Source organism: Polaromonas sp. P4_F6, assembly GCF_056401275.1.
In genome coordinates this window covers 98,110-122,986 of sequence record NZ_JBFUJQ010000001.1, presented here as the reverse complement: position 1 = coordinate 122,986, position 24,877 = coordinate 98,110, and the positions used below count along the sequence as shown (strand labels likewise).

At 65.2% G+C, this 24,877-nt stretch carries 24 protein-coding genes and 3 tRNA genes; 13 read left to right on the top strand and 14 right to left on the bottom strand.

Annotation, left to right across the window (positions count from 1 at the left end):
• Nucleotides 1-22: 22 nt before the first annotated feature.
• Complete coding sequence (gene ftsY / locus AC1DUN_RS00645; protein ID WP_477712272.1) at nucleotides 23-1,126, bottom strand: signal recognition particle-docking protein FtsY; 1,104 nt, start codon at nucleotides 1,124-1,126, stop codon at nucleotides 23-25.
• A gap of 73 nt (nucleotides 1,127-1,199) precedes the next feature.
• Between ftsY and AC1DUN_RS00640 the strand changes: the two genes are divergently transcribed.
• The 5 genes from AC1DUN_RS00640 to AC1DUN_RS00620 all read left to right on the top strand — a co-directional run bounded on the left by AC1DUN_RS00640 (nucleotide 1,200) and on the right by AC1DUN_RS00620 (nucleotide 5,578).
• A complete protein-coding gene (locus AC1DUN_RS00640; RefSeq protein ID WP_477712271.1) occupies nucleotides 1,200-2,711 on the top strand; it encodes a M16 family metallopeptidase in 1,512 nt (503 codons plus the stop codon).
• A gap of 19 nt (nucleotides 2,712-2,730) precedes the next feature.
• The gene (locus AC1DUN_RS00635; protein ID WP_477712270.1) at nucleotides 2,731-4,095 is read left to right on the top strand and encodes a M16 family metallopeptidase; all 1,365 of its coding nucleotides are present in this window, start codon (nucleotides 2,731-2,733) and stop codon (nucleotides 4,093-4,095) included.
• Complete coding sequence (rsmD, locus tag AC1DUN_RS00630; protein ID WP_477712269.1) at nucleotides 4,092-4,727, top strand: 16S rRNA (guanine(966)-N(2))-methyltransferase RsmD; 636 nt, start codon at nucleotides 4,092-4,094, stop codon at nucleotides 4,725-4,727. Before AC1DUN_RS00635 ends, rsmD begins: the two co-directional genes overlap by 4 nt.
• Nucleotides 4,728-4,806: 79 nt before the next feature.
• Nucleotides 4,807-5,307: a pantetheine-phosphate adenylyltransferase gene (gene coaD / locus AC1DUN_RS00625; RefSeq protein ID WP_477712268.1), complete on the top strand. Its 501-nt coding sequence runs from the start codon at nucleotides 4,807-4,809 to the stop codon at nucleotides 5,305-5,307.
• 1 nt (nucleotide 5,308) lies between these two features.
• Nucleotides 5,309-5,578: a YfhL family 4Fe-4S dicluster ferredoxin gene (locus tag AC1DUN_RS00620; protein ID WP_074576597.1), complete on the top strand. Its 270-nt coding sequence runs from the start codon at nucleotides 5,309-5,311 to the stop codon at nucleotides 5,576-5,578.
• A 25-nt stretch (nucleotides 5,579-5,603) separates the two neighbouring features.
• Here AC1DUN_RS00620 and pth read toward each other — a convergent pair whose 3' ends face one another.
• The 7 genes from pth to AC1DUN_RS00585 all read right to left on the bottom strand — a co-directional run bounded on the left by pth (nucleotide 5,604) and on the right by AC1DUN_RS00585 (nucleotide 11,821).
• The gene (gene pth / locus AC1DUN_RS00615; RefSeq protein ID WP_477712267.1) at nucleotides 5,604-6,227 is read right to left on the bottom strand and encodes an aminoacyl-tRNA hydrolase; all 624 of its coding nucleotides are present in this window, start codon (nucleotides 6,225-6,227) and stop codon (nucleotides 5,604-5,606) included.
• Between the two features lie 139 nt (nucleotides 6,228-6,366).
• On the bottom strand, nucleotides 6,367-7,062 hold the full coding sequence (locus tag AC1DUN_RS00610; RefSeq protein WP_092132828.1) for a 50S ribosomal protein L25/general stress protein Ctc: 696 nt from the start codon (nucleotides 7,060-7,062) through the stop codon (nucleotides 6,367-6,369).
• A 129-nt stretch (nucleotides 7,063-7,191) separates the two neighbouring features.
• A complete protein-coding gene (locus AC1DUN_RS00605; RefSeq protein WP_007862847.1) occupies nucleotides 7,192-8,166 on the bottom strand; it encodes a ribose-phosphate pyrophosphokinase in 975 nt (324 codons plus the stop codon).
• Nucleotides 8,167-8,398: 232 nt separating this feature from the next.
• Nucleotides 8,399-8,475: transfer RNA gene (locus AC1DUN_RS00600), tRNA-Gln, on the bottom strand.
• 85 nt (nucleotides 8,476-8,560) lie between these two features.
• Nucleotides 8,561-9,469: a 4-(cytidine 5'-diphospho)-2-C-methyl-D-erythritol kinase gene (gene ispE / locus AC1DUN_RS00595; RefSeq protein ID WP_477712266.1), complete on the bottom strand. Its 909-nt coding sequence runs from the start codon at nucleotides 9,467-9,469 to the stop codon at nucleotides 8,561-8,563.
• Between the two features lie 33 nt (nucleotides 9,470-9,502).
• Nucleotides 9,503-10,024 (bottom strand): lipoprotein insertase outer membrane protein LolB, encoded by a 522-nt coding sequence (locus AC1DUN_RS00590; RefSeq protein WP_477712265.1) that lies wholly within the window; start codon nucleotides 10,022-10,024, stop codon nucleotides 9,503-9,505.
• A 15-nt stretch (nucleotides 10,025-10,039) separates the two neighbouring features.
• Nucleotides 10,040-11,821, bottom strand: coding sequence for a tetratricopeptide repeat protein (locus AC1DUN_RS00585; protein ID WP_477712264.1), 1,782 nt, complete (start codon nucleotides 11,819-11,821; stop codon nucleotides 10,040-10,042).
• A 131-nt stretch (nucleotides 11,822-11,952) separates the two neighbouring features.
• Between AC1DUN_RS00585 and mutM the strand changes: the two genes are divergently transcribed.
• From mutM to mutY, 3 genes are all read left to right on the top strand, one after another.
• The gene (gene mutM / locus AC1DUN_RS00580; RefSeq protein ID WP_477712263.1) at nucleotides 11,953-12,768 is read left to right on the top strand and encodes a bifunctional DNA-formamidopyrimidine glycosylase/DNA-(apurinic or apyrimidinic site) lyase; all 816 of its coding nucleotides are present in this window, start codon (nucleotides 11,953-11,955) and stop codon (nucleotides 12,766-12,768) included.
• Nucleotides 12,769-12,845: 77 nt separating this feature from the next.
• Nucleotides 12,846-14,825, top strand: a complete 1,980-nt coding sequence (locus tag AC1DUN_RS00575; protein ID WP_477712262.1) for a dynamin family protein — start codon at nucleotides 12,846-12,848, stop codon at nucleotides 14,823-14,825.
• Between the two features lie 3 nt (nucleotides 14,826-14,828).
• Nucleotides 14,829-15,887, top strand: coding sequence for an A/G-specific adenine glycosylase (gene mutY / locus AC1DUN_RS00570; RefSeq protein WP_477712261.1), 1,059 nt, complete (start codon nucleotides 14,829-14,831; stop codon nucleotides 15,885-15,887).
• Between the two features lie 25 nt (nucleotides 15,888-15,912).
• Here the strand turns inward: mutY and rapZ are convergent, their stop codons facing one another.
• From rapZ to AC1DUN_RS00555, 3 genes are read right to left on the bottom strand one after another with little or no spacing between them, the layout of a single operon-like run.
• On the bottom strand, nucleotides 15,913-16,779 hold the full coding sequence (rapZ, locus tag AC1DUN_RS00565) for an RNase adapter RapZ (RefSeq protein WP_477712260.1): 867 nt from the start codon (nucleotides 16,777-16,779) through the stop codon (nucleotides 15,913-15,915).
• Nucleotides 16,779-18,422, bottom strand: coding sequence for a DNA repair protein RecN (gene recN / locus AC1DUN_RS00560; protein ID WP_477712259.1), 1,644 nt, complete (start codon nucleotides 18,420-18,422; stop codon nucleotides 16,779-16,781). The genes rapZ and recN overlap by 1 nt, the downstream gene beginning before the upstream one ends.
• A gap of 18 nt (nucleotides 18,423-18,440) precedes the next feature.
• On the bottom strand, nucleotides 18,441-19,316 hold the full coding sequence (locus tag AC1DUN_RS00555; protein ID WP_007862829.1) for an NAD kinase: 876 nt from the start codon (nucleotides 19,314-19,316) through the stop codon (nucleotides 18,441-18,443).
• Nucleotides 19,317-19,364: 48 nt separating this feature from the next.
• Between AC1DUN_RS00555 and hrcA the strand changes: the two genes are divergently transcribed.
• The 5 genes from hrcA (at nucleotide 19,365) to greB (ending at nucleotide 21,634) form a co-directional block, all read left to right on the top strand.
• Nucleotides 19,365-20,384, top strand: a complete 1,020-nt coding sequence (hrcA, locus tag AC1DUN_RS00550) for a heat-inducible transcriptional repressor HrcA (protein ID WP_007862828.1) — start codon at nucleotides 19,365-19,367, stop codon at nucleotides 20,382-20,384.
• 45 nt (nucleotides 20,385-20,429) lie between these two features.
• Nucleotides 20,430-20,506 (top strand) — tRNA-Ile (locus tag AC1DUN_RS00545).
• A gap of 27 nt (nucleotides 20,507-20,533) precedes the next feature.
• Nucleotides 20,534-20,610: transfer RNA gene (locus tag AC1DUN_RS00540), tRNA-Arg, on the top strand.
• Between the two features lie 158 nt (nucleotides 20,611-20,768).
• Nucleotides 20,769-21,020: a hypothetical protein gene (locus AC1DUN_RS00535; RefSeq protein ID WP_477662322.1), complete on the top strand. Its 252-nt coding sequence runs from the start codon at nucleotides 20,769-20,771 to the stop codon at nucleotides 21,018-21,020.
• A gap of 44 nt (nucleotides 21,021-21,064) precedes the next feature.
• Entirely contained in the window at nucleotides 21,065-21,634 is a 570-nt protein-coding gene (gene greB, locus AC1DUN_RS00530) for a transcription elongation factor GreB (protein ID WP_477712258.1), read from the top strand.
• 18 nt (nucleotides 21,635-21,652) lie between these two features.
• Here greB and AC1DUN_RS00525 read toward each other — a convergent pair whose 3' ends face one another.
• The 3 genes from AC1DUN_RS00525 to gmk form a co-directional block, all read right to left on the bottom strand.
• Nucleotides 21,653-23,899, bottom strand: a complete 2,247-nt coding sequence (locus AC1DUN_RS00525; protein ID WP_477712257.1) for a RelA/SpoT family protein — start codon at nucleotides 23,897-23,899, stop codon at nucleotides 21,653-21,655.
• Between the two features lie 109 nt (nucleotides 23,900-24,008).
• Nucleotides 24,009-24,212 (bottom strand): DNA-directed RNA polymerase subunit omega, encoded by a 204-nt coding sequence (gene rpoZ / locus AC1DUN_RS00520; RefSeq protein WP_007874743.1) that lies wholly within the window; start codon nucleotides 24,210-24,212, stop codon nucleotides 24,009-24,011.
• 41 nt (nucleotides 24,213-24,253) lie between these two features.
• Nucleotides 24,254-24,874: a guanylate kinase gene (gene gmk / locus AC1DUN_RS00515; protein ID WP_074576638.1), complete on the bottom strand. Its 621-nt coding sequence runs from the start codon at nucleotides 24,872-24,874 to the stop codon at nucleotides 24,254-24,256.
• Nucleotides 24,875-24,877 lie beyond the last annotated feature (3 nt).

Genomic DNA, 24,877 nt, shown 5'->3' with positions numbered 1-24,877 from the left:
GCCTGAGGCCTGAAGAAAGCGCCTAGCCCAGCAGGGCCTGCGCGAATTCGCGCGCGTTGAAGGTTTCCAGGTCTTCGAGCTGCTCGCCCACGCCGATGAAATACACCGACACGGGGCGCAGCGCCGGTGAGGCCAGCGCGCGTTCGCGGGCCCACAGCGCGATGGCCGCCAGCACGCCGCCCTTGGCCGTGCCGTCCAGCTTGGTCACGATGAGGCCGGTCAGCTGCAAGGTGTCGTCAAAGGCCTTGACCTGGGCCAGGGCGTTCTGGCCGGTGTTGCCGTCGATCACCAGCACTATTTCATGTGGGGCTGTGGCCTCCGCTTTTTGCACCACGCGCTTGATCTTGCGCAGCTCTTCCATGAGGTGTAGCTGCGTGGGCAGGCGGCCGGCGGTGTCGACCAGCACCACATCCTTGCCGCGCGCCTTGCCGGCGCTCACGGCGTCAAAGCTCACGGCGGCCGGGTCGCCCCCTTCCTGGCTCACGATTTCGACGGTGTTGCGGTCGGCCCAGACGCTGAGCTGCTCGCGCGCCGCCGCGCGAAAGGTGTCGGCCGCCGCGAGCAGCACCGAGGCGCCTTCGCTCGCCAGGTGGCGCGTGAGCTTGCCGATGGAGGTGGTCTTGCCGACGCCGTTCACGCCGGTGACCATGATCACGGTGGGCTGGTATTGGCCTATCACCAGCGGCTGCTCCAGCGGCTTGAGCAGTTGCGCTATGGCGTCCACCAGCGCGTTCTTGACGGCCACGGGATGCGTCATGCCGCCTTCGCGCACGCGGCGCTTGACGTCAGCCAGCAGGTGTTCGGTGGCCTTGGTGCCGGCGTCGGCCATCAGCAGCGCGGTTTCAAGGTCTTCGTAAAGCGCATCGTCGATGCGGCTGCCGGTGAACACCGTTGAAATGCTGGAGCCGGTTTTGCGCAAGCCGGCCTGGAGTTTGCTGAGCCAGCGCTCGCGTTCCGGCGGGACGGCGCCGGGGACCGGCATGGCGATGGGGGTGACCAGCGCGCTGCCTATCAATCCACCCCCGGCGGGCGCCGGCGCAGGAACGGCGTCTGCCGCCGGCGCGGGCGATGCCGTGGAAGGCACGGCGGCGGGAGGGGGGGATTTTTTCTTGAAAAAACTGAACATTGGGTATGCTTGCGGAGTCCTAGTGGGCTGTTGCACCGTTGCGGGGCAACGTGCGGCGCCACCCATCTATTCTATGAAACACCCCAGACAAGCCCTTTTGACGCAGCCAGTACCCCTTCCCCGCCCCGTTTTGCGCCCCGTTTTCCGCCTTCCCCGCGCCCCGGCCGCCCTGCTGGCCTTGTGCCTGGGAGCCGCCGCTTTCGCCCAGGCGCCCGCCCCGGCGCCGGTGGCGGAGAAGTTCACGCTGGCCAACGGCCTCACGGTGATTGTCAAACCCGACCACCGCGCGCCCACGGCGGCCCACATGCTGTGGGTGCGGGTCGGCTCCATGGACGAGGTGGACGGCACCTCGGGCGTGGCCCATGCGCTGGAGCACATGATGTTCAAGGGCACAGCCACGGTCAAGCCCGGCGATTTTGCCAAACGGGTGGCCGCGCTGGGCGGACGCGACAATGCCTTCACCACCCGCGACTACACCGGCTATCACCAGCAGATTCCGGCCGGCAAGCTGGAGGAGGTGATGCGGCTGGAGGCCGACCGCTTTGCCCACATGCAGTGGCCTGACGAGGAATTCAAACGCGAGATCGAGGTGGTCAAGGAGGAGCGCCGCCTGCGCACCGAGGATTCGCCGCGCGCCATGCTCCACGAGCAGGGCACGGCCGTGACCTTCCTGGCCTCGCCTTACCGGCGCTCCGTCGTCGGCTGGATGAGCGACCTGGACGCCATGACGCCGGCCGACGTGCGTGATTTCTACCGGCGCTGGTATGTGCCGGCGAACGCGGCCGTGGTGGTGGCGGGTGACGTGGAAGTCGCCCAGGTCAGGAAACTCGCCGAGAAATACTACGGCGGGATCCCCGCGCGGCCTGTGCCCGAGCGCAAGCCCCGCACCGAGCCTGAGCAGGACGGCCCGCGCCGCCTGGATTACAAGGCCCCGGCCAGCCAGGCCTATGTGAGCCTGTCCTTCAAGGTGCCCAAGCTGGAGCCGGCCGATCTCATGGACCCGGCCCCTGGCGCACCGGCCTCGCCGACGGCGGCCGGCAGCCGCGATGCGCTGGCCCTGACCGTGCTGGCCGCGGTGCTTGACGGCTATGGCGGCGCGCGCCTGGAGCGCGCCCTGGGGCAGGGCGACAACAGGCTGTCCGACGGCGCCGGGGCGTCCAACGGCCTGATGGGGCGCGGGCCGCAGCTGTTTGTGCTGGACGGCGTTCCCGCGGATGGCAAGACCACGCAGCAGGTGGCCGAGGCCTTGCGCCGGGAAGTCGCCCTGGTCGCGCGCGAGGGCGTGAGCGAGGCGGAACTCAAGCGCGTCAAGACCCAGTGGGTGGCCAGCGAGACTTACAAGCTCGACTCCGTGTTCAGCCAGGCGCGAGAGCTGGGCTCCAACTGGATACAGGGCCTGCCGCTGGACGGCAGCGAACGTGTGATCGCCGGCCTGCGCCGCGTGACGGCCGCCGAAGTGCAGGCGGTGGCCGCCAAGTACTTCGGCGACGACCAGATGACGCTGGTCACCCTGTTGCCGCAGCCCGCGGACCCCAAGCGCAAACCCCGCAAGCCGGCGCTTCCCATCCGCCATGACGGCTCCTGAACCCGACACCCGAATCCCCATGACAATCGCCACGAAATACAGGGCCAAGCGCTCTCTCTCCCTCTGGGCTGCCGGCTTGATTGGCCTGTGCCTGCAGGCAACGGCCGGCGCGGCCATCCCCATCCAGCAATGGACGCAGCCCGGCGGCGCGCAGGTGTACCTGGTTGAAAGCCCGGCCATCGCCATGCTGGATGTGCAGATCGATTTCGACGCCGGCACCCGGCGCGACCCGACCGTCCAGGCGGGCCTGGCGAGCATGACCGCGACCATGCTGGACAAAGGCCTGGAGGCCAGGAATGGCGAACCCGCCATGGACGAGAATGCGCTCAGCGAGGCCTGGGCCGACCTGGGCGCGCAGTTCGGCGTCAGCGCCACCGGGGAGCGCCTGGGTTTTTCGCTGCGCTCGCTGACCGATCCCGATCTGCTCGACAAAGCCGTGGCGCTCGCGGCTCGCCAGATCGCGCAGCCGTCCTTTCCCGGCGCCGTCTGGCAGCGCGAACGCGAGCGCATGGTGGCATCGCTCAAGGAGTCCTACACCCGGCCCGGCAGCGTGATTGGCCGTGCTTACGCCAAGGCGGTGTACGGCGCGCATCCCTACGGCTATGAGGTGACCGAAGCCACGCTGGGGCGCATCAGCATCGCCGACATGCGCGCTTTCTACAGCGCCGGCGTGGTGGCCTGCCGCGCGCGCATCAGCATGGTGGGCGCGGTGACGCGCGCGCAGGCCGATGCGATCGCGGCGCGCCTGCTGTCGCGCCTGCCGCAGGTGCCGTGCGCCAGCCTGCCGCCCATGCCGCAGGTGCCCGAGGTGGCACCGCTGGCCCAGGCCGAGGAAAAACGCATTCCCTTTGATTCGGCGCAGGCCCACGTGCTCATGGGTCAGCCTGGCTTCAAGCGCGACGACCCCGATTATTTCGCGCTGACCGTGGGCAACTACATCCTGGGAGGCGGTGGTTTTGCCTCGCGCCTGACGCGGGAAGTGCGTGAAAAGCGGGGGCTGACTTACGGCGTCTACAGCTATTTCTCGCCCGGCCTGCATGCCGGCAGCTTCACCGTGGGCTTGCAGACGCGGCCCGACCAGGCCGACCAGGCGGTGGCGCTGGTGCGCGAGGTGGTCAAGGACTTCGTCGCCAAGGGCCCCACCGAGGCCGAACTGAAGGACGCCAAGGACAACCTTGTAGGCGGCTTTGCGCTGCGCATAGACAGCAACCGCAAGCTGCTGGACAACATCGCCAGCATCGCCTGGAACGGCCTGCCGCTCGATTACCTGGACACCTGGACGCAGCAGGTGGACAAGGTGACGGTGTCCGACATCAAGGCGGCCTTCGCGCGCAAGCTGCAGCCCGAGAAAATGGTGACCTTGGTCCTGGGCGCCGCGCCATGAAATACACCGCATCCACCCCCGCCAAAACCGCCGGGGCAAAACCAAAGGGCGGCAAGGTGGTGGGCCGCAAGACCGTGCCCCCCGGCGAAATCCGCATCATCGGCGGCTTGTACAAACGCAGCAAGCTGCCGGTGCCCAGCAAGCCCGGCCTGCGCCCCACGCCCGATCGTGTGCGCGAAACGTTGTTCAATTGGCTGGGCCAGGACCTGACGGGCTGGCGCTGCATGGACGTGTTCGCCGGCACCGGCGCGCTGGGCTTTGAGGCCGCCTCGCGCGGCGCCGCCGACGTGCTGCTGTGCGAGCAGGACCCGGCCCTGGCGCTGCAGCTCAAGGCGGTGCAGGCCAGGCTCAAGGCCGGGATGTGCCGCATCGAGCGCGGCGATGGGCTCAGCGCGCTCAAGCGCGCGGCGCCGGGCAGCCTGCAACTGGTGCTGCTGGACCCACCCTTTGAATCCACGCTTTTCGAATCCGCGCTGCAGGCCGCCGCGCGGGCCATAGGCCCGACCGGACTGGTGTACCTGGAGGCGCCCAAGCCCTGGAGCGACGAGGAACTGCTGCCCCTGGGCTTGCAGGTGCACCGCAGCGGCAAGGCCGGCGCTGTGCATTTCCATTTGCTGGCCGGGGCGGCCTGAATCCCGCAGCCTTGCCTGCCGCGTGGTTACAGAGGCGTCCACGCTGGGGGATAGGGCGGGGGCGGGCATAATTCCCCCTATGGCAACCCCACGCATCGCTGTCTATTCCGGCACGTTTGACCCCTTTACGTTGGGCCATGACGACGTGGTGCGCCGCGCGGCGGGGCTGTTTGACCAGCTCGTCATCGCCGTGGCCGTGGCCCACCACAAAAAGACCTTGTTCTCGCTGGAGCAGCGCGTGGCCCAGGTGAAGGCCGCGACTGAAGGCATTGCCGGCGTGAGCGTGCTGCCCTTTGACGGCCTGATCATGGATTTTTGCGCGGCGCAAAAGGCCTCGGCCGTGGTGCGCGGCATACGCAACATCACCGACTTTGACTATGAAGCGCAAATGGCGGCCATGAACCGCAAGCTGCGGCCGGAAGTGGAAACCGTGTTTTTGCTGCCCGACGCGCCGCTGCAATGCATCAGCAGCACGCTGGTGCGCGAGATCAGCAAGCTGGGCGGCGACGTCGCGCAGATGGTGAGCCCGGCGGTGGCGGCGGCCCTGGCGGCGGCGCACCGATCGGCAAAAGGAGGCTGACATGGCCTTGATGATCACCGACGAATGCATCAACTGTGACGTCTGCGAGCCCGAATGCCCCAACCAGGCGATTTACCTGGGCAAGGAAATCTACGAGATCGACCCGCACAAATGCACCGAATGCGTGGGCCATTTCGACGAGCCGCAGTGCGTGCAGGTCTGCCCCGTGGCCTGCATTCCCATCAACCCGCAGCACATCGAAACGCGGGAAACCCTGTGGGAAAAATACCAGCGCCTGCAGGCCGTCATTCCCATCATCACGGCCCGCTAGGCCGGTAAGGGCAGGGGATTGACCCTCAGTCTTCGGCGGCGGGCTCGACGGGTTTGCGTGGCGGCTTGGGCCGCGGCGGCGTGCTGGTGTGAATCATCATCGTGGCCTTTTCCATCTCGCCCTTGAGCAGCTCCGGCACGGCCTTGAGGCAGCGCGCGATGCAGTCTTCAATGGCGATGCGGTGTTCGGCCGAGGGCTTTTTCAGCACCCAGTTAACCACTTCGGCCTTGACGCCCGGGTGGCCCACGCCTATGCGCAGGCGCCAGTAGTCGGGCGTGCCCAGCTGCGCATGGATGTCGCGCAGGCCGTTGTGGCCGGCGTGGCTGCCGCCGAACTTGAGCTTGACCTGGCCGGGCACGATGTCCATCTCGTCGTGCGCCACCAGCACCTCCTCGGGCGCGACCTTGAAGAAGCGCGCCAGCGCCGCCACCGACTTGCCCGACACATTCATAAAGGTCAGCGGCTTGAGCAGCCAGACGTTCTGGCCGTTCACCGTGGTGCGGGCCACCTGCCCGTGATAGCTTTTGTCCAGGCTGAGCGGCGCCTTGAGCTCGCGCGAGAGGGCGTCTATCCACCAGAAGCCGGCGTTGTGGCGTGTGGCCTCGTATTCAGGGCCGGGGTTGCCCAGGCCGACAAATAATTTGATCATGCGGAAATTTCCATCGCCCAATTCTAGGGGGCGTGCCTGCGGTGCCTCGCCGCCTGTGGAGGGCGGGCCAAGAAAAACGGCCCTTGTCCCGCAAGAGGACAAGGGCCGTGGGCCTTTTCAGGCCTGCGCGCGAAGTGGATTACTTCTTGGCGGCAGGCTTGGCGGCGTCAGCCTTGGCGCCGGCTTTGGCTTCCTTGGCGGCAGCGGCCTTGGCGGCTTTCGGGTCCACCGGTGCGGCGGCGGCAGCGGCTGCTGCGGCATCGGCCTCGGCTTCTTCGGACACTGCGGACACCGACACCAGAACCGGGTTGTCCTGGCCCTTGGCGACAAACTTCACGCCCTTTGGCAGCGTGATGTCCTTGATGTGCAGCGGCGAACCCTTCTTCAGGCCCTTCAGGTCGACGGCGATGAATTCGGGGATGTCGGCCGGGAAGCAGGACACAGTCAATTCGGTGATCACGTGGTTGACCAGGCAGTTCTCAGTCTTGACGGCTGGAGACTCTTCTTCACCGCTGTAGTGCACGGGCACTTTGACGGTCATCTTGGTCTTGGCTTCCACGCGCTGGAAATCGATGTGCAGGATCTGCTGCTTGTAGGGGTGCATTTGCAGGTCGCGCAGCAGAACTTTGTGTTCTTTGCCGGCCAGTTCCATCTCGAGGATGGAGGCATGGAATGCTTCTTTCTTGATGGCGTGGAACAGCGCGTTGTGATCGATTTCGATCAGCGTGGGCTCACCGGTGCCACCATAGACGATACCGGGCGTGCGGCCCGTGATGCGGAGACGGCGGCTCGCACCCGTGCCCTGCTTTGCGCGCTCAAAAGCGACGAATTTCATAATCAACTCCAATAAAGAACGGACCGCGACCAGTCTCGTTCTGCTTTAAAAAGCTGCCTCGAGCCGATGAACCGGTGAAGTCCCTGGACTTCGGGGTTCGCGGGTAAGGCAGCCGCTTTTTGTTTCAGGTCAGAACAGGTTGTCCTGGTCCGAAAACAAACTCATGACCGACTCTCCCTTGGCGATGCGCTGTATGGTTTCAGCGATCAGCGGCGCCACGGAGAGCTGGCGAATCTTTTTGCAGCCTTCGGCGTTCGGGCTCAGCGGAATGGTGTTGGTGATCACCACTTCATCGAGCGCGTCGCCCTTGGCGATGCGGTCTATGGCAGGGCCCGAAAAAATCGGGTGCGTGCAATAGGCGTAAACCTTCTTGGCGCCGCGCTCCTTGAGCACCTCGGCCGCCTTGACCAGCGTGCCGGCCGTGTCGATCATGTCGTCCATGATCACGCAGTTGCGGCCTTCGATGTCGCCGATCACGTGCATCACTTCCGACACGTTCGCCTTGGGGCGGCGTTTGTCGATGATGGCCATGTCGCAGCCCAGCTGCTTGGCCAGCGCCCGGGCGCGCACCACGCCGCCCACGTCGGGCGAGACGACCATCAGGTCGGCGTAGTTTTTCTGCCGCAAATCGCCCAGCAGCACCGGCGACGCATAAATATTGTCGACCGGAATGTCAAAAAAGCCCTGAATCTGGTCGGCATGCAGGTCCATCGTCAGGACACGCGACACGCCCACGGCCTGCAGCATGTTGGCCACCACCTTGGCCGTGATGGGCACACGCGCCGAACGCGGGCGGCGGTCTTGCCGCGCGTAGCCGAAATACGGGATCACCGCGGCGATGCGCTCGGCCGAAGCCCGTTTCAGCGCGTCGACCATGATCAGCAATTCCATCAGGTTGTCGTTGGTCGGCGCGCAGGTCGACTGCACCACGAACACATCGCGGGCCCGCACGTTCTGCTGGATCTCGACGGTGACCTCGCCATCCGAAAAACGCCCCACGTGGGCCGCGCCCAGCGAAATACCCAGGTTCTGGGCAATCTCGGAGGCCATGCTCGGATTGGCATTGCCGGTAAAAACCATGAAATCGGGGTGGTGCGTTTGCATGTGGGGCCCAGCTGCTACAAGGACTTGAACGTGGCTGAAATTTCTGATCGAAGCAAAATACGCACGGGGACAACACGTTGCAAGAGGGGCTTGGCAGTGAGCGCCGCTTGCCTGGCGTGTTTCCAAAAACACACAGACCCGCCGATACACATCATGCGGGTCTGTCAGGAGTCACGCGGGCCCGCTCCGGGCGGGTCCGCAACACCGGGGCTGTGGCCCACAGTCTTAAATTTGGCAGGGGTGGAAGGATTCGAACCTGCGAATGCCGGAATCAAAATCCGGTGCCTTAACCAGCTTGGCGACACCCCTACACAGGACAGTTGTTGTTGCCAACAACAGACCTATAACTTATTCATTTATGGTCGCTTGGAAACACATTTCGAGAGCGGTTATTTTACCAACCGGCCAGGGGATGCGCTTCCAAATTACCGCATTTGCGTACTTTCCAGCCCTCAGGCAATTCTGAGGTATCCGGCAAATCTGCTTCGTGCGGCAGTTGCGCAAATACAGCACTTCCGGAGCCGGTCATGCGCCCTTGAAGATGTCTGCTTTTGAGCCAATCGAGCGATTGGCCTATCTGCGGGCACATCTCCTGCGCTACCGGCTGCAAGTCGTTGCGGCCGAATCCGAAATCAAAGGATTTCGACTGGCCTTCAGCATTTGCAGCAAAGCCTTGGATTGTAGCAGTTTCTGTGTCGCGTTTGAGCTCCGGAGCGCTGAAAATACCTTGGGTGGGCAGTCCGGCGGCCGGTTTGAGCACCAGAAAATGGGCTGGCGGCAGGGCCAGCGGGGTAATTTTTTCGCCTATGCCCTCCACCCAGGCATGGCCGCCCGAGAGGAAAAAAGGCACGTCGGCGCCCAGCGACAGGGCCAGGGCCTGCAGTTCCCGGGGCGGCAGGCGCACGCCCCACAGCCGCTGCAGCGCCAGCAGGCAGCTGGCCGCGTCCGAGGAGCCGCCGCCCATGCCGGCTTGCAAGGGAATCCGCTTTTGCAGGCCAATGTGCACGCCCAGCGAGGTGCCCGAGGCGGCTTGCAGCGCCCTGGCGGCGCGCACCGCCAGGTCGTCCGCGGGCAGGACCCCTGCCGCATGGCCGTCTGTTGCCAAGTCCTCGCGGCTGATCCGGCCGTCGGTGCGCAGTTCAAGGTGCAGGGTGTCGCACCAGTCGATCAGCATGAAAACGGACTGCAGCAGGTGGTAGCCGTCGGGCCTGCGGCCGGTGATGTGCAAAAAAAGGTTGAGCTTGGCGGGCGCCGGCACGTCATAGAGGGCCTTGAGCGGGGGCATGGAAGCGCTTGAAGTCATAAAAACACAAAAGCCGGTGCAAGGGCGTGGTGGCTACTGGTCGAGCACGACACGCAGGTCGGCCTGCGGCGTCGGCTGGGATCGTTTGGCCGAAATACGGCCGTCCTGGTAACGCGAGAGATCGGCCGACCAGCCGCTGGCGGCGGCATTGTCGCCCCGTAGCCAGGCAAACAGCGCGCCCAGCGGCACGGCCGCGCCCGTGGCCTTGGCCATCAGCTCGTCAACGGAGGCAAAGCGCTGGACCTTGCCATTGCCCGAATCCAGCAACGCCTCGCCGGGTGCCCAGCGCAGCACGCCCAGCACATTGCCCAGGGGGCTGACCAGCGAAAGCTCACCGCGTTCGACCCCGCCCCTGAGCTCGAAACTGGCTGAGAAAGACTGCGCCGGCTCGCTCTGCACCTGCAGGCTGATGCGGCCGGTCCAGAATTCGTTCTTGAGCCCGTCCTGGGCCGTGGCCCGGGGCGTTTGCGCGCAGCCGGTCAGAAAAAGTGCGGTGAAAAAGCCCGCAAAAACAAGGAACAGCCGGAGCAGGCGCGTAGGAAAGATGAGCGGCAAAGTCGATATTCCGGATTACAGCTTCACGCGCAGGCGCTTGAGCGTCTCGAGCAGTGTTTCGTTCTCGGGATTGAGCAGCCGGCCTTCCTTCCAGATAGAGATGGCGCGGTCGCGCTGGCCCATGGCCCACAGCACTTCGCCGAAATGCGCCGCGATCTCGGCATCGGGTTTGGCCTTGTAGGCCGCCTCGAAGATTTTCACGGCTTCGGCGTTGTTGCCCATGCGAAATTCCACCCAGCCCAGGCTGTCGCCGATAAAGGGGTCGGAGGGGGCGAATTCCAGCGCCTTGCGGATCAAGTCGCGCGCCTCGGGCAGCCGAACGCTGCGATCGGCGAGCGAATAGCCCAGGGCGTTGTAGGCGTGGTGGTAGTCCGGCTTGAGCTGGATGACCTTGCGCAGCAGGCTTTCCATTTCGTCGAGCTTGCCCAGTTTTTCGGCCATCATGGCCTGGTCGTAGAGCAGCTCGGTTTCGTCCGGCGTCTTGACCAAGGCCTGCGCCAACACCTCATGGGCCAGCTGGTACTGCTTGAATTCGCGCAGCAGGGACACTTCGGCATTGAGCTTGACCCTGGCCTCGGCCGCATTGCGCTCGGGCAGCTTGCGGATCAGCTGGCGGCCTTCCTCGAGTTTGCCCTGGCTGGCCAGGATGGACGCGCGCCGGGTCTGCGCCAGCGCCAGGTCGGACGGGTTGTCAATCTTGGCGAGCCAGTTTTCCGCCGCAGCGTAATCCTTGCGTTTTTCCGCCAGTTGCGAGAGCGACAAATAGGCCTGGGCCAGGCCGCGGTTGCGTTCGCCCTCGGACGTCTGCTGCTGCGCCAGGCCGACGTAGCGCTCCAGCGAACTTTGCGCCTGCGCCAGCTGGTTGTCCTGCAGTTGCAGGGAGCCGAGCACCAGCCAGCCTTCGGGCATGTCGGGTTTGTCGCGCGTCACGATTTGCAACTGGGCGGAGGCCTCGGCATAACGCTGGGCATCCAGCAGGGCGCGGGCATAACCCATCCTGATTTCGGGCAGGGCCTTGGGATTGCCTTCGAAGTAGCCGCGCACCACGCCTTCGGCTTCGGGCATCTTGGGGTCCATCAACTCGAGCGCCACCAGGGCCGGGCCTTCGGCACGCGGCGCGGCTGCCTGGCCGCGCCTGGCGGCCGTCAGAGCCCCTTTGGTGTCGCCGGCGGCCAGGCGCATGCGGCCGACCGCCGTCCATGCGGCGCCGGCGGTGGCGGGTGTGCCGAGGTAGTCGGCAAGCGCTTCTTCCACCACGGTGCTGGCCAGTTTTTTGTCCGCCACGCGGGCATAGACGCGCGGCACCGCGCTCAGGACGGCGGGCCGTTCCACGTCCGGGGCCAGCTTGATTTCGGTTTGCAGTGGCTCCACCGTGTCGGCGATCCGGTTGAGCGCCACCAGGATCTGCAGCACGTAGCGGTTGGCCTCGCGCGAGGTCGGCTGGTCTTGCTTCCAGGCGCGGGCCGATTGCAGGGCCGCGTCGCCCGAGCGCGACTGCAGGGCGATGTCGGTGGCGCGCTGGTAAAGCTGCGCGTCGCCGGTTTTCCGGGCGGCGTCCAGCATGAGGGCAAAGCCCGCGGCGGGCTCGCCGTCCTGCAGGGTCATCTCGCCGACCAGCAACTGGTAGAACAGCGCGCTGTCCAGCAGGGAAGAGGGCGCGGCCTCCTGCACCGCCTTGGCCTCGCCCAGCGTGGCGGGGGCCGCGGACACAGGTTCGTCGGTCTGCGCCAGCGCCAGGGGGACGACAAACCACAGGCCGCTGAGGGCAAGGCCGGCAAGGCCAGTTTTTTTCTTCATCGAACCATGATAATTGATGCTCCCGCGCGGCGCTCCCGCTTTACCCGGCTGTCATGAAAGCTTTTGTGCCGGCCCCGCGTTGCTGTCAATGACCTTGCGCCCGCGGACCGGCGCCCCCAGCTGCAAAACCTATGCCTGAACTGCCGGAAGTCGAAGTCACCCGCCTGAGCTTTGCGGACCGCATTGCGGGCGCGCGCATAGAGCGCATCGAAATGGGTAAACCCCTGCGCTGGCCGCTGGGCTGCCAGCCGCGCCAGCTTGTGGGCCGGCAGGTGCTGGCGGTTCGCCGGCGCGGCAAATACCTGCTGGTGGACCTGAGCGACGGCCTGCTGCTGATTCACCTGGGCATGTCTGGTAGCGTGAGTTTTGGCACCGGCTTTCCCGCGCCGGGCAAGCACGACCACTTCGAGATGGTCACCAGCCTGGGAACCCTGAGGCTTAACGATCCGCGCCGTTTTGGTGCAGTGGTCTATGCCAGCGATGAAAATTCCCCGGCCGCCCAAAAGCTGCTGGGCCGACTGGGCGTGGAGCCGCTCAGCGAGGCTTTCGACGCGGCCGGCTTTCACCAGGCGCTCAAGCTGCGGCAGACGCCCATCAAACAGCTGCTGCTGGGCGGGGAGGCGGTGGTGGGCGTCGGCAATATTTACGCTTCGGAGGCCTTGTTCCTGGCGGGCATACGCCCCACCACGCGGGCCAGCCGCATCAGCAAGCCGCGCGCGGCGTTGCTCCACGCGGCCATACGCCAGGTGCTGGCGCAGGCTGTTACAAAGGGCGGCAGCACCTTGCGGGACTTCTCGAATGCCTGGGGCGAATCGGGCTATTTCCAGCTGGAGGCCATGGTTTACGACCGGGCCGGCCAGCCTTGCCGGGTCTGCGCGGCGCCCATTAAAAGCATGCGCCAGGGCCAGCGTTCCACTTTTTATTGCGCGACCTGCCAGAAACCTTGAAGCGGGTCCGTAGTCGCGCCAATAGGCCTTTCGGGGCTGCGATGCTATATTGACCGACCACACTTAACGGAAGACCGATGTCTTTTAACGAACAATTTGACCAGCATGGCCAGTGGCGGCGCGAATTTGCGCTTCGCCTGAAGCTGCTTGCTGAGTGGATGAAAGACCATGACCTGCTCGACGCTGCCGTCGAGGAGCGCCTGCAGCGGCTGGAGTCGCAGGTGCGTTCCGACAAGGTGATGGTGGCTTTTGTGGCGGAATTCTCGCGCGGCAAGTCCGAACTGATCAATGCGATCTTTTTCGCCGGCTACGGCCGCCGCATCATGCCGGCAAGCGCCGGCCGCACCACCATGTGCCCGACCGAGCTCGGTTACGACGCGGACGTGCCCCCCTGCCTGCGCCTGCTGCCCATAGAGACGCGGCTGCAGAAACAGGCGCTGATGGAATGGCGCTCGGCGCCCGAGAAGTGGACGCGGCTGGACCTGGACGTCAACGACCCCGCGCAGCTGGCCCAGGCACTGGAAAAAGTCGCCGAAGTGCGGCACGTCACCAAGGACGAGGCACGCGCGCTCGGCTTCTGGCACGACAACAGCCCTGACGACAACCCTCTGGCCGGCTCCGACGGGCTGATCGAAGTGCCCAAATGGCGCCACGCGCTCATCAATATCGCGCACCCGCTGCTCAAGCAGGGCCTGGTGATCCTCGACACGCCAGGCCTGAACGCCATAGGCGCCGAACCCGAACTGACCGTGAGTCTGATTCCCCAGGCGCATGCCGTGGTGTTCATCCTGGCGGCCGACACCGGTGTCACCAAGTCCGACCTGTCGATCTGGCGCGAGCACCTGATCACCGAGGGCGACGGCAGCGATGCCCGCCTGGTGGTACTCAACAAGATAGACACGCTCTGGGATGCGCTGAGCACGCCCGAGCAGGTCAAGGCGCAGATCGACCGGCAACGCGCGACCTCGGCCGAAATCCTCGGCCTGCCTGAGTCCCAGGTCATTCCCGTCTCGGCCCAGAAGGGCCTGGTGGCCAAGGTGACCCGCGACAAGGCCTTGCTGGAGGCCAGCCACCTGCCGGCGCTTGAAGCGGCGCTGGGCCAGGGCGTGATGGGCCAGCGCCAGAAAATCCTGCGCTCGGCGGTGGCCGCCGGCATCGGCGAACTCAGGACGGAGGCCGGGCGTGCCATGCACATACGCCGGCGCGACCTGGCCGAGCAAATGATCGAGCTGCGCGGCCTGCGCGGCAAAAACGTTTCGGTGATCAAGCACATGCGCAGCCGCATCGAGCAGGAGCAGGCCGAGTTCGACACCAGCGGCTCCAAGATCCACGCGGTGCGCTCGGTGCACCTCAAGATGCTGCGCGACCTGTTCAACCTGCTCAGCACGCCCACCCTCAAGGCCGAACTGGCCGAGCTCACGAATGCGCTGAAACAGCCGGGCATCAAGCTGGGTGTCAAAAAAGCCTATGGGCAGACCTTCTCGCGCCTGCGCGAGGGCCTGCAGAAATCCCAGGTGCTGAGCGGCGAAATCCAGTCCATGCTGACCGCGTCCTTTCGCCAGCTCAATTCCGAATTCAGCTTCTCGCTGCAGGCGCCCAAGGAGCCGGAGCTGATCCGTTACGAACATGACCTCGAACAGATAGAGCGCAGCCACCTGCAGTACCTCGGGCTCGGCAACGTGATCAAGCTGTCGCAAGCGGACTTTTCCGAGCGCCTGGTGCGCGCGCTGGCCACGCGCCTGCGCGTGGTCTATGAAACCGCGCTGGGCGAGGTCGAGCTCTGGAACAAGTCGGCGGCGTCACAGCTGGACGCACAGCTGCGCGAGCGGCGCCGCAATTTCGGGCGCAGGCTGGAGGCAATTGAGCGCATCCAGCAGGCCGCGTCGGGCCTGGACGAGCGCATCGCCGAGATCGACGAGCAGGAAGGCGTGCTCAACGAACTGGACACCAAGCTCACCGAGCTGACCGCCCACCTGATGGGCGGCCCCTCGGCGCAGGACAAGGCGCAGGGCGCCGCCGCGGCCGCCAGGAATGCGGCCTTGCCCGAGGCAGCCTGAACCTTGCCTGCTGGTTTTTCTGCGGAAATCGTCCGCTGGCAAAGCACTCACGGGCGCAACAGCCTGCCCTGGCAGAACACGCGGGATCCCTATCGCGTCTGGCTGTCCGAAATCATGCTGCAGCAGACTCAGGTCGCGACCGTGCTCGATTACTACGCGCGATTCCTGCAGCGTTTCCCCACGGTCGCCCAGCTGGCCGCCGCGAGCGAAGACGAGGTCCTGGGCCTGTGGAGCGGGCTGGGCTATTACAGCCGCGCGCGCAACCTGCACCGCTGCGCAAAAGACGTGGTGGCCCTGCACGGCGGGCAATTTCCGGGCACGGCAGAGCAGCTCCAGACCCTGCCCGGCATAGGCCGCTCGACAGCGGCCGCGATTGCCTCCTTCTGTTTCGGCGAGCGCGTCGCCATCCTGGACGGCAACGTCAAGCGGGTGCTCACGCGGGTGTTGGGTTTTTCCGCCGACCTGGCCCAAAGCGCCAATGAAAAAGCGCTGTGGAACCTGGCAACGGAGCTGCTGCCCAAGCGAAACCTCTCCGAAGCCATGCCGCGCTACACCCAGGGGCTGATGGACCTGGGTGCGTCTATCTGCGCCGGGCGCCAGCCGCAGTGCCTGCTGTGCCCCGTCCAGAAGCTGTGCCGCGGTTTCGCCGAGGGTGAGCCCGGAAAATACCCCGTCAAGACCCGCAAGCTCAAGCGCAGCGCCCAGGGCCTGAGCCTGCTGTGGGCGCAGCGGCCCGACGGTTCCGTCTGGCTGGAAAGGCGCCCGGGCCGGGGTGTCTGGGGCGGGCTGTATTGCCTGCCGGTGTTCGACAGCGATGACGAACTCAAGGCGGTGTTGCCGGCTTCGCTGCAATCCCGGCTCGACCCGCTGCCGCAGTTTGTCCATGTGCTGACCCACAAGGATTTGTACTTGTCGCCGTGGGTTGCGGGCTTTGGCGCCGGCCAGGCCCTGCCCCAGGCCATGGTGTCGGAAGAGCGGCCGGGCGCCTGGTTCAGCCCCGATGCCTGGCCCGGCCTGGGCCTGCCCGCGCCCATACGCAAGCTGCTCACGCAGGACGCCTGAGGCCGGCTCCTGTTTCCGGAAAACCCTAGCCGGCGTCCAGCTCTCGGTGCCGCTTCAGTGTGCGCCAGTACGGGCTGAAGGTCACTGCCAGTTCTTCGACCAGGTAAACCGAACGGTGCTGGCCGCCGGTGCAGCCTATGGCGACCGTCACATAGCTGCGGTGGTCGCGCACCAGCGCGTTCAGCCAGTGCTTGAGGAATTGCTCGATGTGGCTGAACATTTCACCGACTTCGGCATGCCCCCTGAGGTAGTCCGCCACGGGCTGGTCTCGCCCGGTCAGGTGGCGCAGGCCTGACTCATAGTGCGGGTTGGGCAGCATGCGCACGTCGAACACATAGTCGGCGTCCAGCGGCACGCCGCGCTTGAACGCGAAGGACTCGAACACCAGCGTGAGCTGCGTGATGGGCGCGGAAATCAGCGACTTCACATAACCCTGAAGCTGCGAAGAGCGGATCATGCTGGTGTCCAGCACATGGGCCTGCTCGCGCATTTCGCCGAGCAGCTCGCGCTCCAGCTCAATGGCGTCCACCAGCGCGCGGTGCTGGTCGGAGGCGTCTATGCGCGACAGCGGGTGCAGCCGGCGCGTTTCCGAAAAGCGGCGCACCAGGGTTTCGGTGTTGGCGTCCAGGAACAGCGACTGCACCACCACGCCGGATTCGCGCAGCTGGCGAAGCTGCTGGGGCACCAGCGGCAGCGAGGTGGCGCTGCGCACGTCCATGGCAATCGCCACCTTTTGCGCGCCGTGCTGCTGCTCCAGCGCAACGAAGGGCGTGAGCAGCTCCGGCGGCAGGTTGTCGACGCAGTAATAACCGGCGTCCTCCAGCGCATGCAGGGCCACGGATTTTCCCGAGCCCGACATGCCGGTGATGAGGACCATTTCCAGCGCCGCCATCACTGCCCCAGCATTTCCTTGGCGTGGGCCAGCGTGGTGCCGGAGAGACGCTCGCCGCCCAGCATGCGGGCGATTTCGGCCACGCGCTGTTCGCCGTTGACATGGTCCACGGCGCTCAGGGTGACACCGTTTTCGGCGCGCTTGGCGACCACCAGGTGCTGGTCGGCGCAGGCCGCCACCTGGGGCAAATGGGTCACGGCCATGACCTGGCGGTCCTTGCCCAGCTGCTTCATCAGGCGGCCCACGGTTTCGGCGACGGCGCCGCCCACGCCCGAGTCCACCTCGTCAAAAATCAGGGTTTCGGCCTGGCCGAGCTGGCTGGTGGTGACGGCAATGGCCAGCGCGATGCGCGACAGCTCGCCGCCCGAGGCCACCTTGCCGACCGGGCGCGGCGTGCTGCCGGCGTGGCCGGCCACCAGGAATTCAGCCTGTTCGAGGCCGTGCTGGGCCGGTTGCTCCAGGCTGGCCAGCGCCACGTCGAATTTGCCGCCCTGCATGCCCAGGCCCTGCATGGCCTGCGTGATGGCCTTGGCGAGCTTGGGCGCGGCCTTGCCGCGGGCCTTGGACACCTGTCCGGCTTCCTCGAGGTAGGCTGCCTTGGCCTGGGCCTCGTTCTTTTCCAGCTGGGCCAGGTCGGCCGCGGCATTGAGTTTTTGCAGCTCGGCCTGCCAGGAGGCCAGCAACTCCGGCAGCTCGGCCGGCGTGCGTTTGTAGCGGCGCGCCAGGCTGACCCACAGCGACAGCCGCTCGTCCAGCTCGGCCAGGCGCTGCGGCTCCAGCTCGGCATGGCGGGCATAGCCGTTAAGCGAGTGCACGGTGTCTTCCATCTGCGCCAGCGCGCCGTTCAGGACCTCGATCATGGCCTTGAATTCGGGTTCTATGTGCGCCTGGTTTTGCAATGCGGTGATCGCGCGGCCCAGCAGCGCGTTGGCGTTGTCGTCGGACTCCTGCAGGGCGTCGACGGCGGCCTGCACCGCGTCGCGCAAGGCCTGGGCATTCGACAGGCGCCCGTGCTGGGCATTGAGTTCGTCCCACTCCTCGGCGCCGGGCGCGAGCTTGTCCACTTCGCCGATCTGCCAGGCCAGGCGCTCGCGTTCGCGCTGCAGGCTGTCCTGGGCATCGCGCGCTTCCACCAGGGTCTTTTGCGCCAGGCGCCACTGCTGCCAGCGGCGCGAGAGCTCGTCCGTGGACACGTCCGCATAAGAGTCCAGCAGGCCGCGCACCGCGTCGGGGCGCGTCAGGCTTTGCCAGGCATGCTGGCCGTGGATGTCGACCAGCTGGTCGGCGATCTCCTTGAGCTGCGTGGCGGTGGCCGCGCTGCCGTTGATCCAGGCGCGGCTTTTGCCCTGCGCGTCTACCGTCCGGCGCAGCAGCAGGGTGTCGCCGCCGTCGAAGCCGGCCTGTTCCAGCCAGGGGGCCAGGCTTGGGGGGCTGTCGAATTCGGCGCTGATCTCGCAGCGCGCCGCGCCTTCACGCACCACACCGGCGTCGGCGCGCGCGCCCAGCGCCAGTTGCAGCGCGTCGATCAGGATGGATTTGCCGGCGCCGGTTTCACCGGTGAGCACCGTGAACCCACCGGACAGGTCCAGCTCGAGTTCGTGGACGATGACAAAATCGCGAAGCGAGATGCTTTTGAGGCTCATAAGGTGGATGCGGGCCGGTCAGGCCCCGCCTTCATTCCAGTGGAGTTTTTTGCGCAAGGTGTCAAAGTAGCTCCAGCCCTTGGGATGGAGAAAACGCATCTGGTGCTCCGAACGCCTGACGGTGATGCGGTCGCCGTGCAGCAGGCTGGCCAGCGACTGCATGTCGAAATTGGCGCTGGCGTCCCGGCCGGCGACGATTTCAATCGTGATCTCGCCCGAGTCGGACAGCACGATGGGCCGGTTCGACAGGGTATGCGGCGCAATCGGCGCCAGCACCCAGCCGGCAATCGAGGGGTGCAACAGCGGGCCGCCGGCCGACAGCGCATAGGCCGTGGAGCCGGTGGGCGAGGCGATGATCAGGCCGTCGGCGCGCTGGTTGGCCACGAAGCGGCCGTCCACCTCCACGCGAAGCTCGACCATGCCGGCGGTCGCACCGCGGTTGACCACCACGTCGTTCATGGCGGTGGCGCTGAAGACGCAGCGGCCGTCGCGCACCACCTTGGCCTGCATCATCCAGCGGCGGTCTTCCTCGTACTCGCCGCGCAGCATGGGAATCAGCGTGTTCTGGTAGCCCTCGAAGGCGATGTCCGTGATGAAGCCGAGCCGGCCCTGGTTGATGCCCACCAGCGGGATGCCGAACTGCGCCAGCAGCCGGCCTATGCCCAGCATGGTGCCGTCGCCGCCGACCACCAGGGCCAGGTCGCACTGGGCGCCTATGCCGGCCGCGTCCAGCGTCGGGAATTGCGTAAGGCCGGTGTTGCTGGCGGTGTCCTGCTCTATCGCCACCTCGCAGCCCTGGGTGCCCAGGAAATGCGCGATATCCTCCAGCGCCGACCGGGAACCTTGCGCGTGGTACTTGCCGATCAGGGCGACATGGCGGAATTGCGACTTCATCGGCAAATTACATCACAACATCCGGCCCAGGCTTCGTAGAATGTCGGCATGCTTGATGATCGTGCGCGGTTGCTTCTCAAGGCGCTGGTGGAGCGCTACATTGCCGACGGGCAACCGGTGGGTTCGCGCACGCTGTCCAAGGCCTCGGGCTTGGAGCTGTCCCCCGCCACCATACGCAATGTCATGAGCGACCTCGAGGAGCTCGGCCTGATCGTCAGCCCGCACACTTCGGCCGGCCGTATTCCCACGGCGCGCGGCTACCGCCTCTTCGTCGACACCATGCTGACCACGCAGCGCGACCCGTTCGCCGCCGCCGGCCAGATAGGCGCGCCACGGCTGGCGCCCGACCAGCCGCAGAAGGTGCTCAGCAACGCGGCGCACATGCTGTCCAGCCTGTCGCAATTCGTCGGGGTGGTCATGGCGCCGCGCCGGACCTCGGTGTTTCGCCATATCGAGTTTTTGCGCCTGTCGGAAAAACGTTTTCTCGTGATCATCGTGTCGCCCGATGGCGACGTGCAGAACCGGGTCATCTTCACCGAGGCCGACTACACCCAGTCGCAGCTCGTGGAGGCCGCCAATTTCCTCAATTCACACTACGCCGGCATGGCCATCGAGGAAGTGCGCGAGCGCCTGAAAAACGAAGTCGAGGCGCTGCGCGGCGAGATCGCCACCTTGATGCAGGCCGCGGTCAAGGTCAGCTCCGAGGCCATCGAATCGCGCGACGAGGTCGTGATCTCCGGCGAACGCAACCTGCTGGCCGTCAGCGATTTCTCCGGCGACATGGGCAACCTGCGCAAGCTGTTCGACCTGTTCGAGCAAAAGGCGCAACTGATGCGCCTGCTCGATGTCTCCAGCCGCGCCGAGGGTGTTCGCATCTACATAGGCGGCGAAAGCCAGGTCATTCCCTACCAGGAGCTCTCGGTGGTGACCGCGCCCTATGAAGTCGACGGCCAGGTCGTGGGCACGCTGGGTGTCATAGGCCCCATGCGCATGCCCTACGAAAAAATGATCCAGATTGTCGATATCACCTCCAAACTGGTCAGTACCGCGCTCAGCCACAGCAAGTAGGCCCGAGAACAGGCCTCAGACACCCTTACAATCTCCCTCTTGTGTGGGGCGTTAGCTCAGTTGGTTAGAGCAGAGGACTCATAATCCTTTGGTCGAGTGTTCAAGTCACTCACGCCCTACCATTTAAATAAGCTATAATTTGAGGCTTAGCGGCTGTAGCTCAGTTGGATAGAGTACTTGGCTACGAACCAAGGGGTCGTGGGTTCAATTCCTGCCAGCCGCACCACTTTCATTAGTGATTTCAATAGCTTAGAGGCTCACCCCTCTAGGCTATTTTTCTTTCTGCCTGGGTTTTAGTGGTTTTCCTGGGGCTCCGCGACTCCGGATGGGCTGTACGGCCGGCGGGTGCTCCGTTATTCTGGATGCTCATTCCGGAGGAGAGACATGGAAGCACTGAAGGTCGAGGACCACGGCGAGTGGCTCAGTTTTGGGATTTCGCATGCGGGCCAGGCGATTCCCGTGAAGATTTCACGCGAGGTGATGCAGGAGTTTTTCGGCGCCGCGCCGGGAGACTCCCTGAAAAAAGCCTATGAGCTGGATGCCGAGATGATCCACGCGCGGGCCGCCGACCTGGTCGTGGCGGGCACGAGCTACACGCCTGACAATCCCCTGGTCCTGAGGATGGAAGATTTTTAGGGGCATTCGCGGCTGGCGGCCATGAATGCTAAGGTGGCCGGAGCATGAACAAAGCCTTTACCAAAGAAACCGACGAGTCCGAGGACGATGAGCCCGCGCTCGCGCCCCTGCCCGGCGGGGGCAAAAACTACATCACGCCGCAGGGCTACGAGCGCCTGCGCGGCGAGCTGCTGGACCTGATAGACAACGAGCGGCCCAAGATGGTCGAGGTTGTCCACTGGGCCGCCAGCAACGGCGACCGCTCGGAGAACGGCGACTACCATTACGGCAAAAAGCGCCTGCGCGAAATCGACAGGCGCATCCGCTTCCTGACAAAAAGGCTGGAAATAGCGGAAGTCAGCAATCCCTCCATCCACCACGGCAGTGACCAGGCCTTCTTCGGCGCCACCGTGACCTATGCCGATGACGAGGGCGTCGAGCGCGTCGTGACCATACTCGGTATCGACGAGGCCAACAGCGCCCTGGGGCAGATCAGCTGGATATCGCCCGTGGCCAGGGCGCTGCTCAAGTCGCGCGTGGGCGATGAGGTCAGCCTGGTGACGCCGCAAGGCGTGCAGACGCTGGAAGTGCTCAAGGTCGACTACCCGGCGCCCGATGAGCGCACGGCCGGCTAACTGCCCCTAAGAGCCGTTCTAACCGGTTGATTTGGCGCGCTGAACCCTCAAGACTGAAGGCGTGCGCTTGACGCTACGCAGGGCGGAGGCCAGGTGGACGCGGTCGCGCACCGCCACGCCAAAGCGCAGGTCGGTCGCGTCGTGCGAAGGTTCCTGCTCCATGTCGACGTGGGTGATGTCGGCTTCGGCGCTGGCCAGCGCGGCCGCCACCCTGGCCAGCACGCCCTTGCCGTTGGACACCGTGACCAGCAGGTTGGTCTCAAAAGTGCGCACCGGTTCGTCCGACCAGTCGACCGCGATGAAGCGTTCACTGTCGCGGTGCTGCAGGCGCTTGGCGACGGCGCAGTCGTCGGTGTGTATCACCAGGCCCTCGCCGCGGCCCAGGTAGCCGACGATGCCGTCGCCCGGGATGGGCCGGCAGCAGGGCGCGAACTGCACCGAGGCGCCTTCGCTGCCGTCTATCACCAGGCCGCCTTGCGACACCGACTCGTGGGCCGTGTAGCGCTCGCGGCTCATCAAGAGCGCATTGGGTTTTTCGCCGGTCTCGGCCAGCAGGGTCACGATGCGCTTGGCAACCATGCTGGCGATCCGCTTGCCCAGGCCGATGTCGGTCAGCAGGTCGGCGCGCGAGCGGTTGCCAGTAAAACGCAGGATTTTTTCCCAGGTGGCGTGGTGGGCCTCGTCGTCCTCGGGCAGGCGCTCGCGCTCTATGCCCTCGGCGCGCAGCGCCTGGGCCAGCATTTTTTCACCCAGGTCCTGCGATTCCGACAGCGCCATGGTCTTGAGGTGGTGGCGAATCTTGGAACGCGCCTTGCCGGTGCGCACAAAGCCCAGCCAGCCCGGATTCGGGCTGGAAACCGATGCCGTGATGATCTCGATCACGTCGCCGTTGTGCAACTCGGAGCGCAGCGGCACCTGCTCGCCGTTGACCTTGGCGGCCACGGCGCGGTGGCCCACGTCGCTGTGGATGGCGTAGGCGAAGTCGACGATGGTCGCGCCGCGCGGCATGGCCATGATCTGGCTTTTCGGTGTGAACACATACACCGCCTCGGGGAACAGGTCGATCTTGACGTGGTCCCAGAACTCGGCGGCGTCGCGCGTTTCCTGCTGGATGTCGAGCAACGACTGCAGCCACTGCGTGCCCAGGCGCTGCGAGGCGTCGCTGTCCGGGTCGGTGGCCTTGTAGAGCCAATGGGCCGCCACGCCGGACTCGGCCACCACATGCATGGCCTCGGTGCGCATCTGGAACTCAATGTTGGTGCCGAAGGGGCCGACCAGCGTGGTGTGCAGCGACTGGTAGCCGTTGATCTTGGGGATCGCGATGTAGTCCTTGAACTTGCCGGGCAGCGGTTTGTAGAGCTGGTGCAGCACGCCCATGGCCGTGTAGCAGGCGGTCAGGTCCCTCACGACGACCCGAAAGCCGTAGAGGTCGGTGACCTGGGCGAAGGACAGGTGTTTTTCGTCCATCTTGCGGTAGATGGAATACAGCGTCTTCTCGCGCCCCGAGATGACCACGGGCACCTGCGCATTGGAAAAAGCCGATTCGACCTCGCCCTGCACCCGTTTGATCACGTCGCGGCGGCGGCCGCGCGCCTTTTGCAGCGCCTTGGTCAGGGTGGCGTAGCGCCAGGGGTGCAGGTGCTGGAAGGAAAGGTCCTGCAGTTCGCGGTAGGTGGTGTTCAGGCCCAGGCGATGGGCGATAGGGGCGTAGATGTCCAGGGTTTCGCGCGAGATGCGCGTCCACTTGGCGCGCGGCACATCGCCCAGCGTGCGCATGTTGTGGGTGCGGTCGGCCAGCTTGATCAGGATGACCCGCACGTCGCGCGCCATGGCCAGCAGCATCTTGCGAAAGGACTCGGCCTGGTTTTCCTCGCGGGTATTGAATTCCAGCTTTTCGAGCTTGGTCAACCCGTCCACCAGCTCGGCCACCGGGGCACCGAAGCGGTCTATCAACTCGGGCTTGGTGACGCCGCAGTCTTCAATCGCATCGTGCAGCAGCGCCGCCATCAGGGCCTGCGCATCGAGCTTCCATTCGGCGCACTGCTGCGCCACGGCGATCGGGTGGGTGATGTAGGGCTCGCCGCTGTTGCGCAACTGGCCCAGGTGGGCCTCGTCGGCAAAACGGTAGGCGCGGCGGACATTGTCGATGTCGGCGGCGCTCATGTAGTCCAGCCTGGCCGTGAGCGCGGCAAAACTCGCGGCCGCGGCGTTGGCGGCGGCCGGGGTCGATTTGCTGGCAACAACAGGCGAAAGCATGGCGCTCATGCCTTAAATGTATCGCGGCATGAATAAAACGTGAAAAAAATGGACTTTTGGGGGGTGAAAATGAAAAAAGCACCGATATTCGGTGCTTTTTGCGAAGCTGAACGGTGTCTCAGGTGGGGACTTTTTTCAGCATTTCCAGGCCGATCTTGCCTTCGGCGATTTCGCGCAGGGCGGTCACGCCGGGCTTGTTCTTGCTTTCGATCTTGGGGGCATGGCCCTGGCTGAGCATGCGCGCGCGGTAGGTGGCGGCCAGCACCAGCTGGAAGCGGTTCGGGATTTTCTCGAGGCAATCTTCGACGGTAATGCGGGCCATGGTGATCTCCGGTGTGATCGATAAGGGAAAAAGCGCTGAAATCAGGGAATTTGAAGGGCCTGGAAGGTCTCGGCACGGGCACGCCGCTGGGCCGAAAACTTGAGCCGCTGGGCATGCACAATGGTTTTCAGGTCGAAAACCGCCCGCTCAAACAACTCGTTGATTATAACGAAGTCGAATTCCCGGGCCTGAGCCATCTCCAGGGCGGCATTTTTGAGCCGCAGCTCGATGACCTCGGGGCTGTCCTCGCCGCGCCGCTGCAGGCGGGAGCGCAATTCTTCCCAGCTGGGCGGCAGGATGAAGATCAGCACCGCATTGGAAAAAATCCGCTTGATGTTGATGGCGCCCTGGAAGTCGATTTCCAGGATCACGTCGGCGCCGTGGGCCACCCGCTCCTCAATGGTCTGGCGCGAGGTGCCGTAGCGGTGGCCGTGCACATGGGCCCATTCCAGGAAGGCGTCGCGCGCCACCATGCCGTCGAATTCCTCGGGTGACAGGAAAAAGTACTCCCTGCCGTGTTTTTCCTGGCCGCGCGGGGGGCGGGTGGTGTGCGACACCGAGGGCTGGATGCCTGAATCCAGCTCCATCAAGGCCTTGACCAGGCTGGATTTGCCCGCCCCGCTGGGGGCGGCCACGACAAAGAGGTTTCCGGGATAGTCCATGCG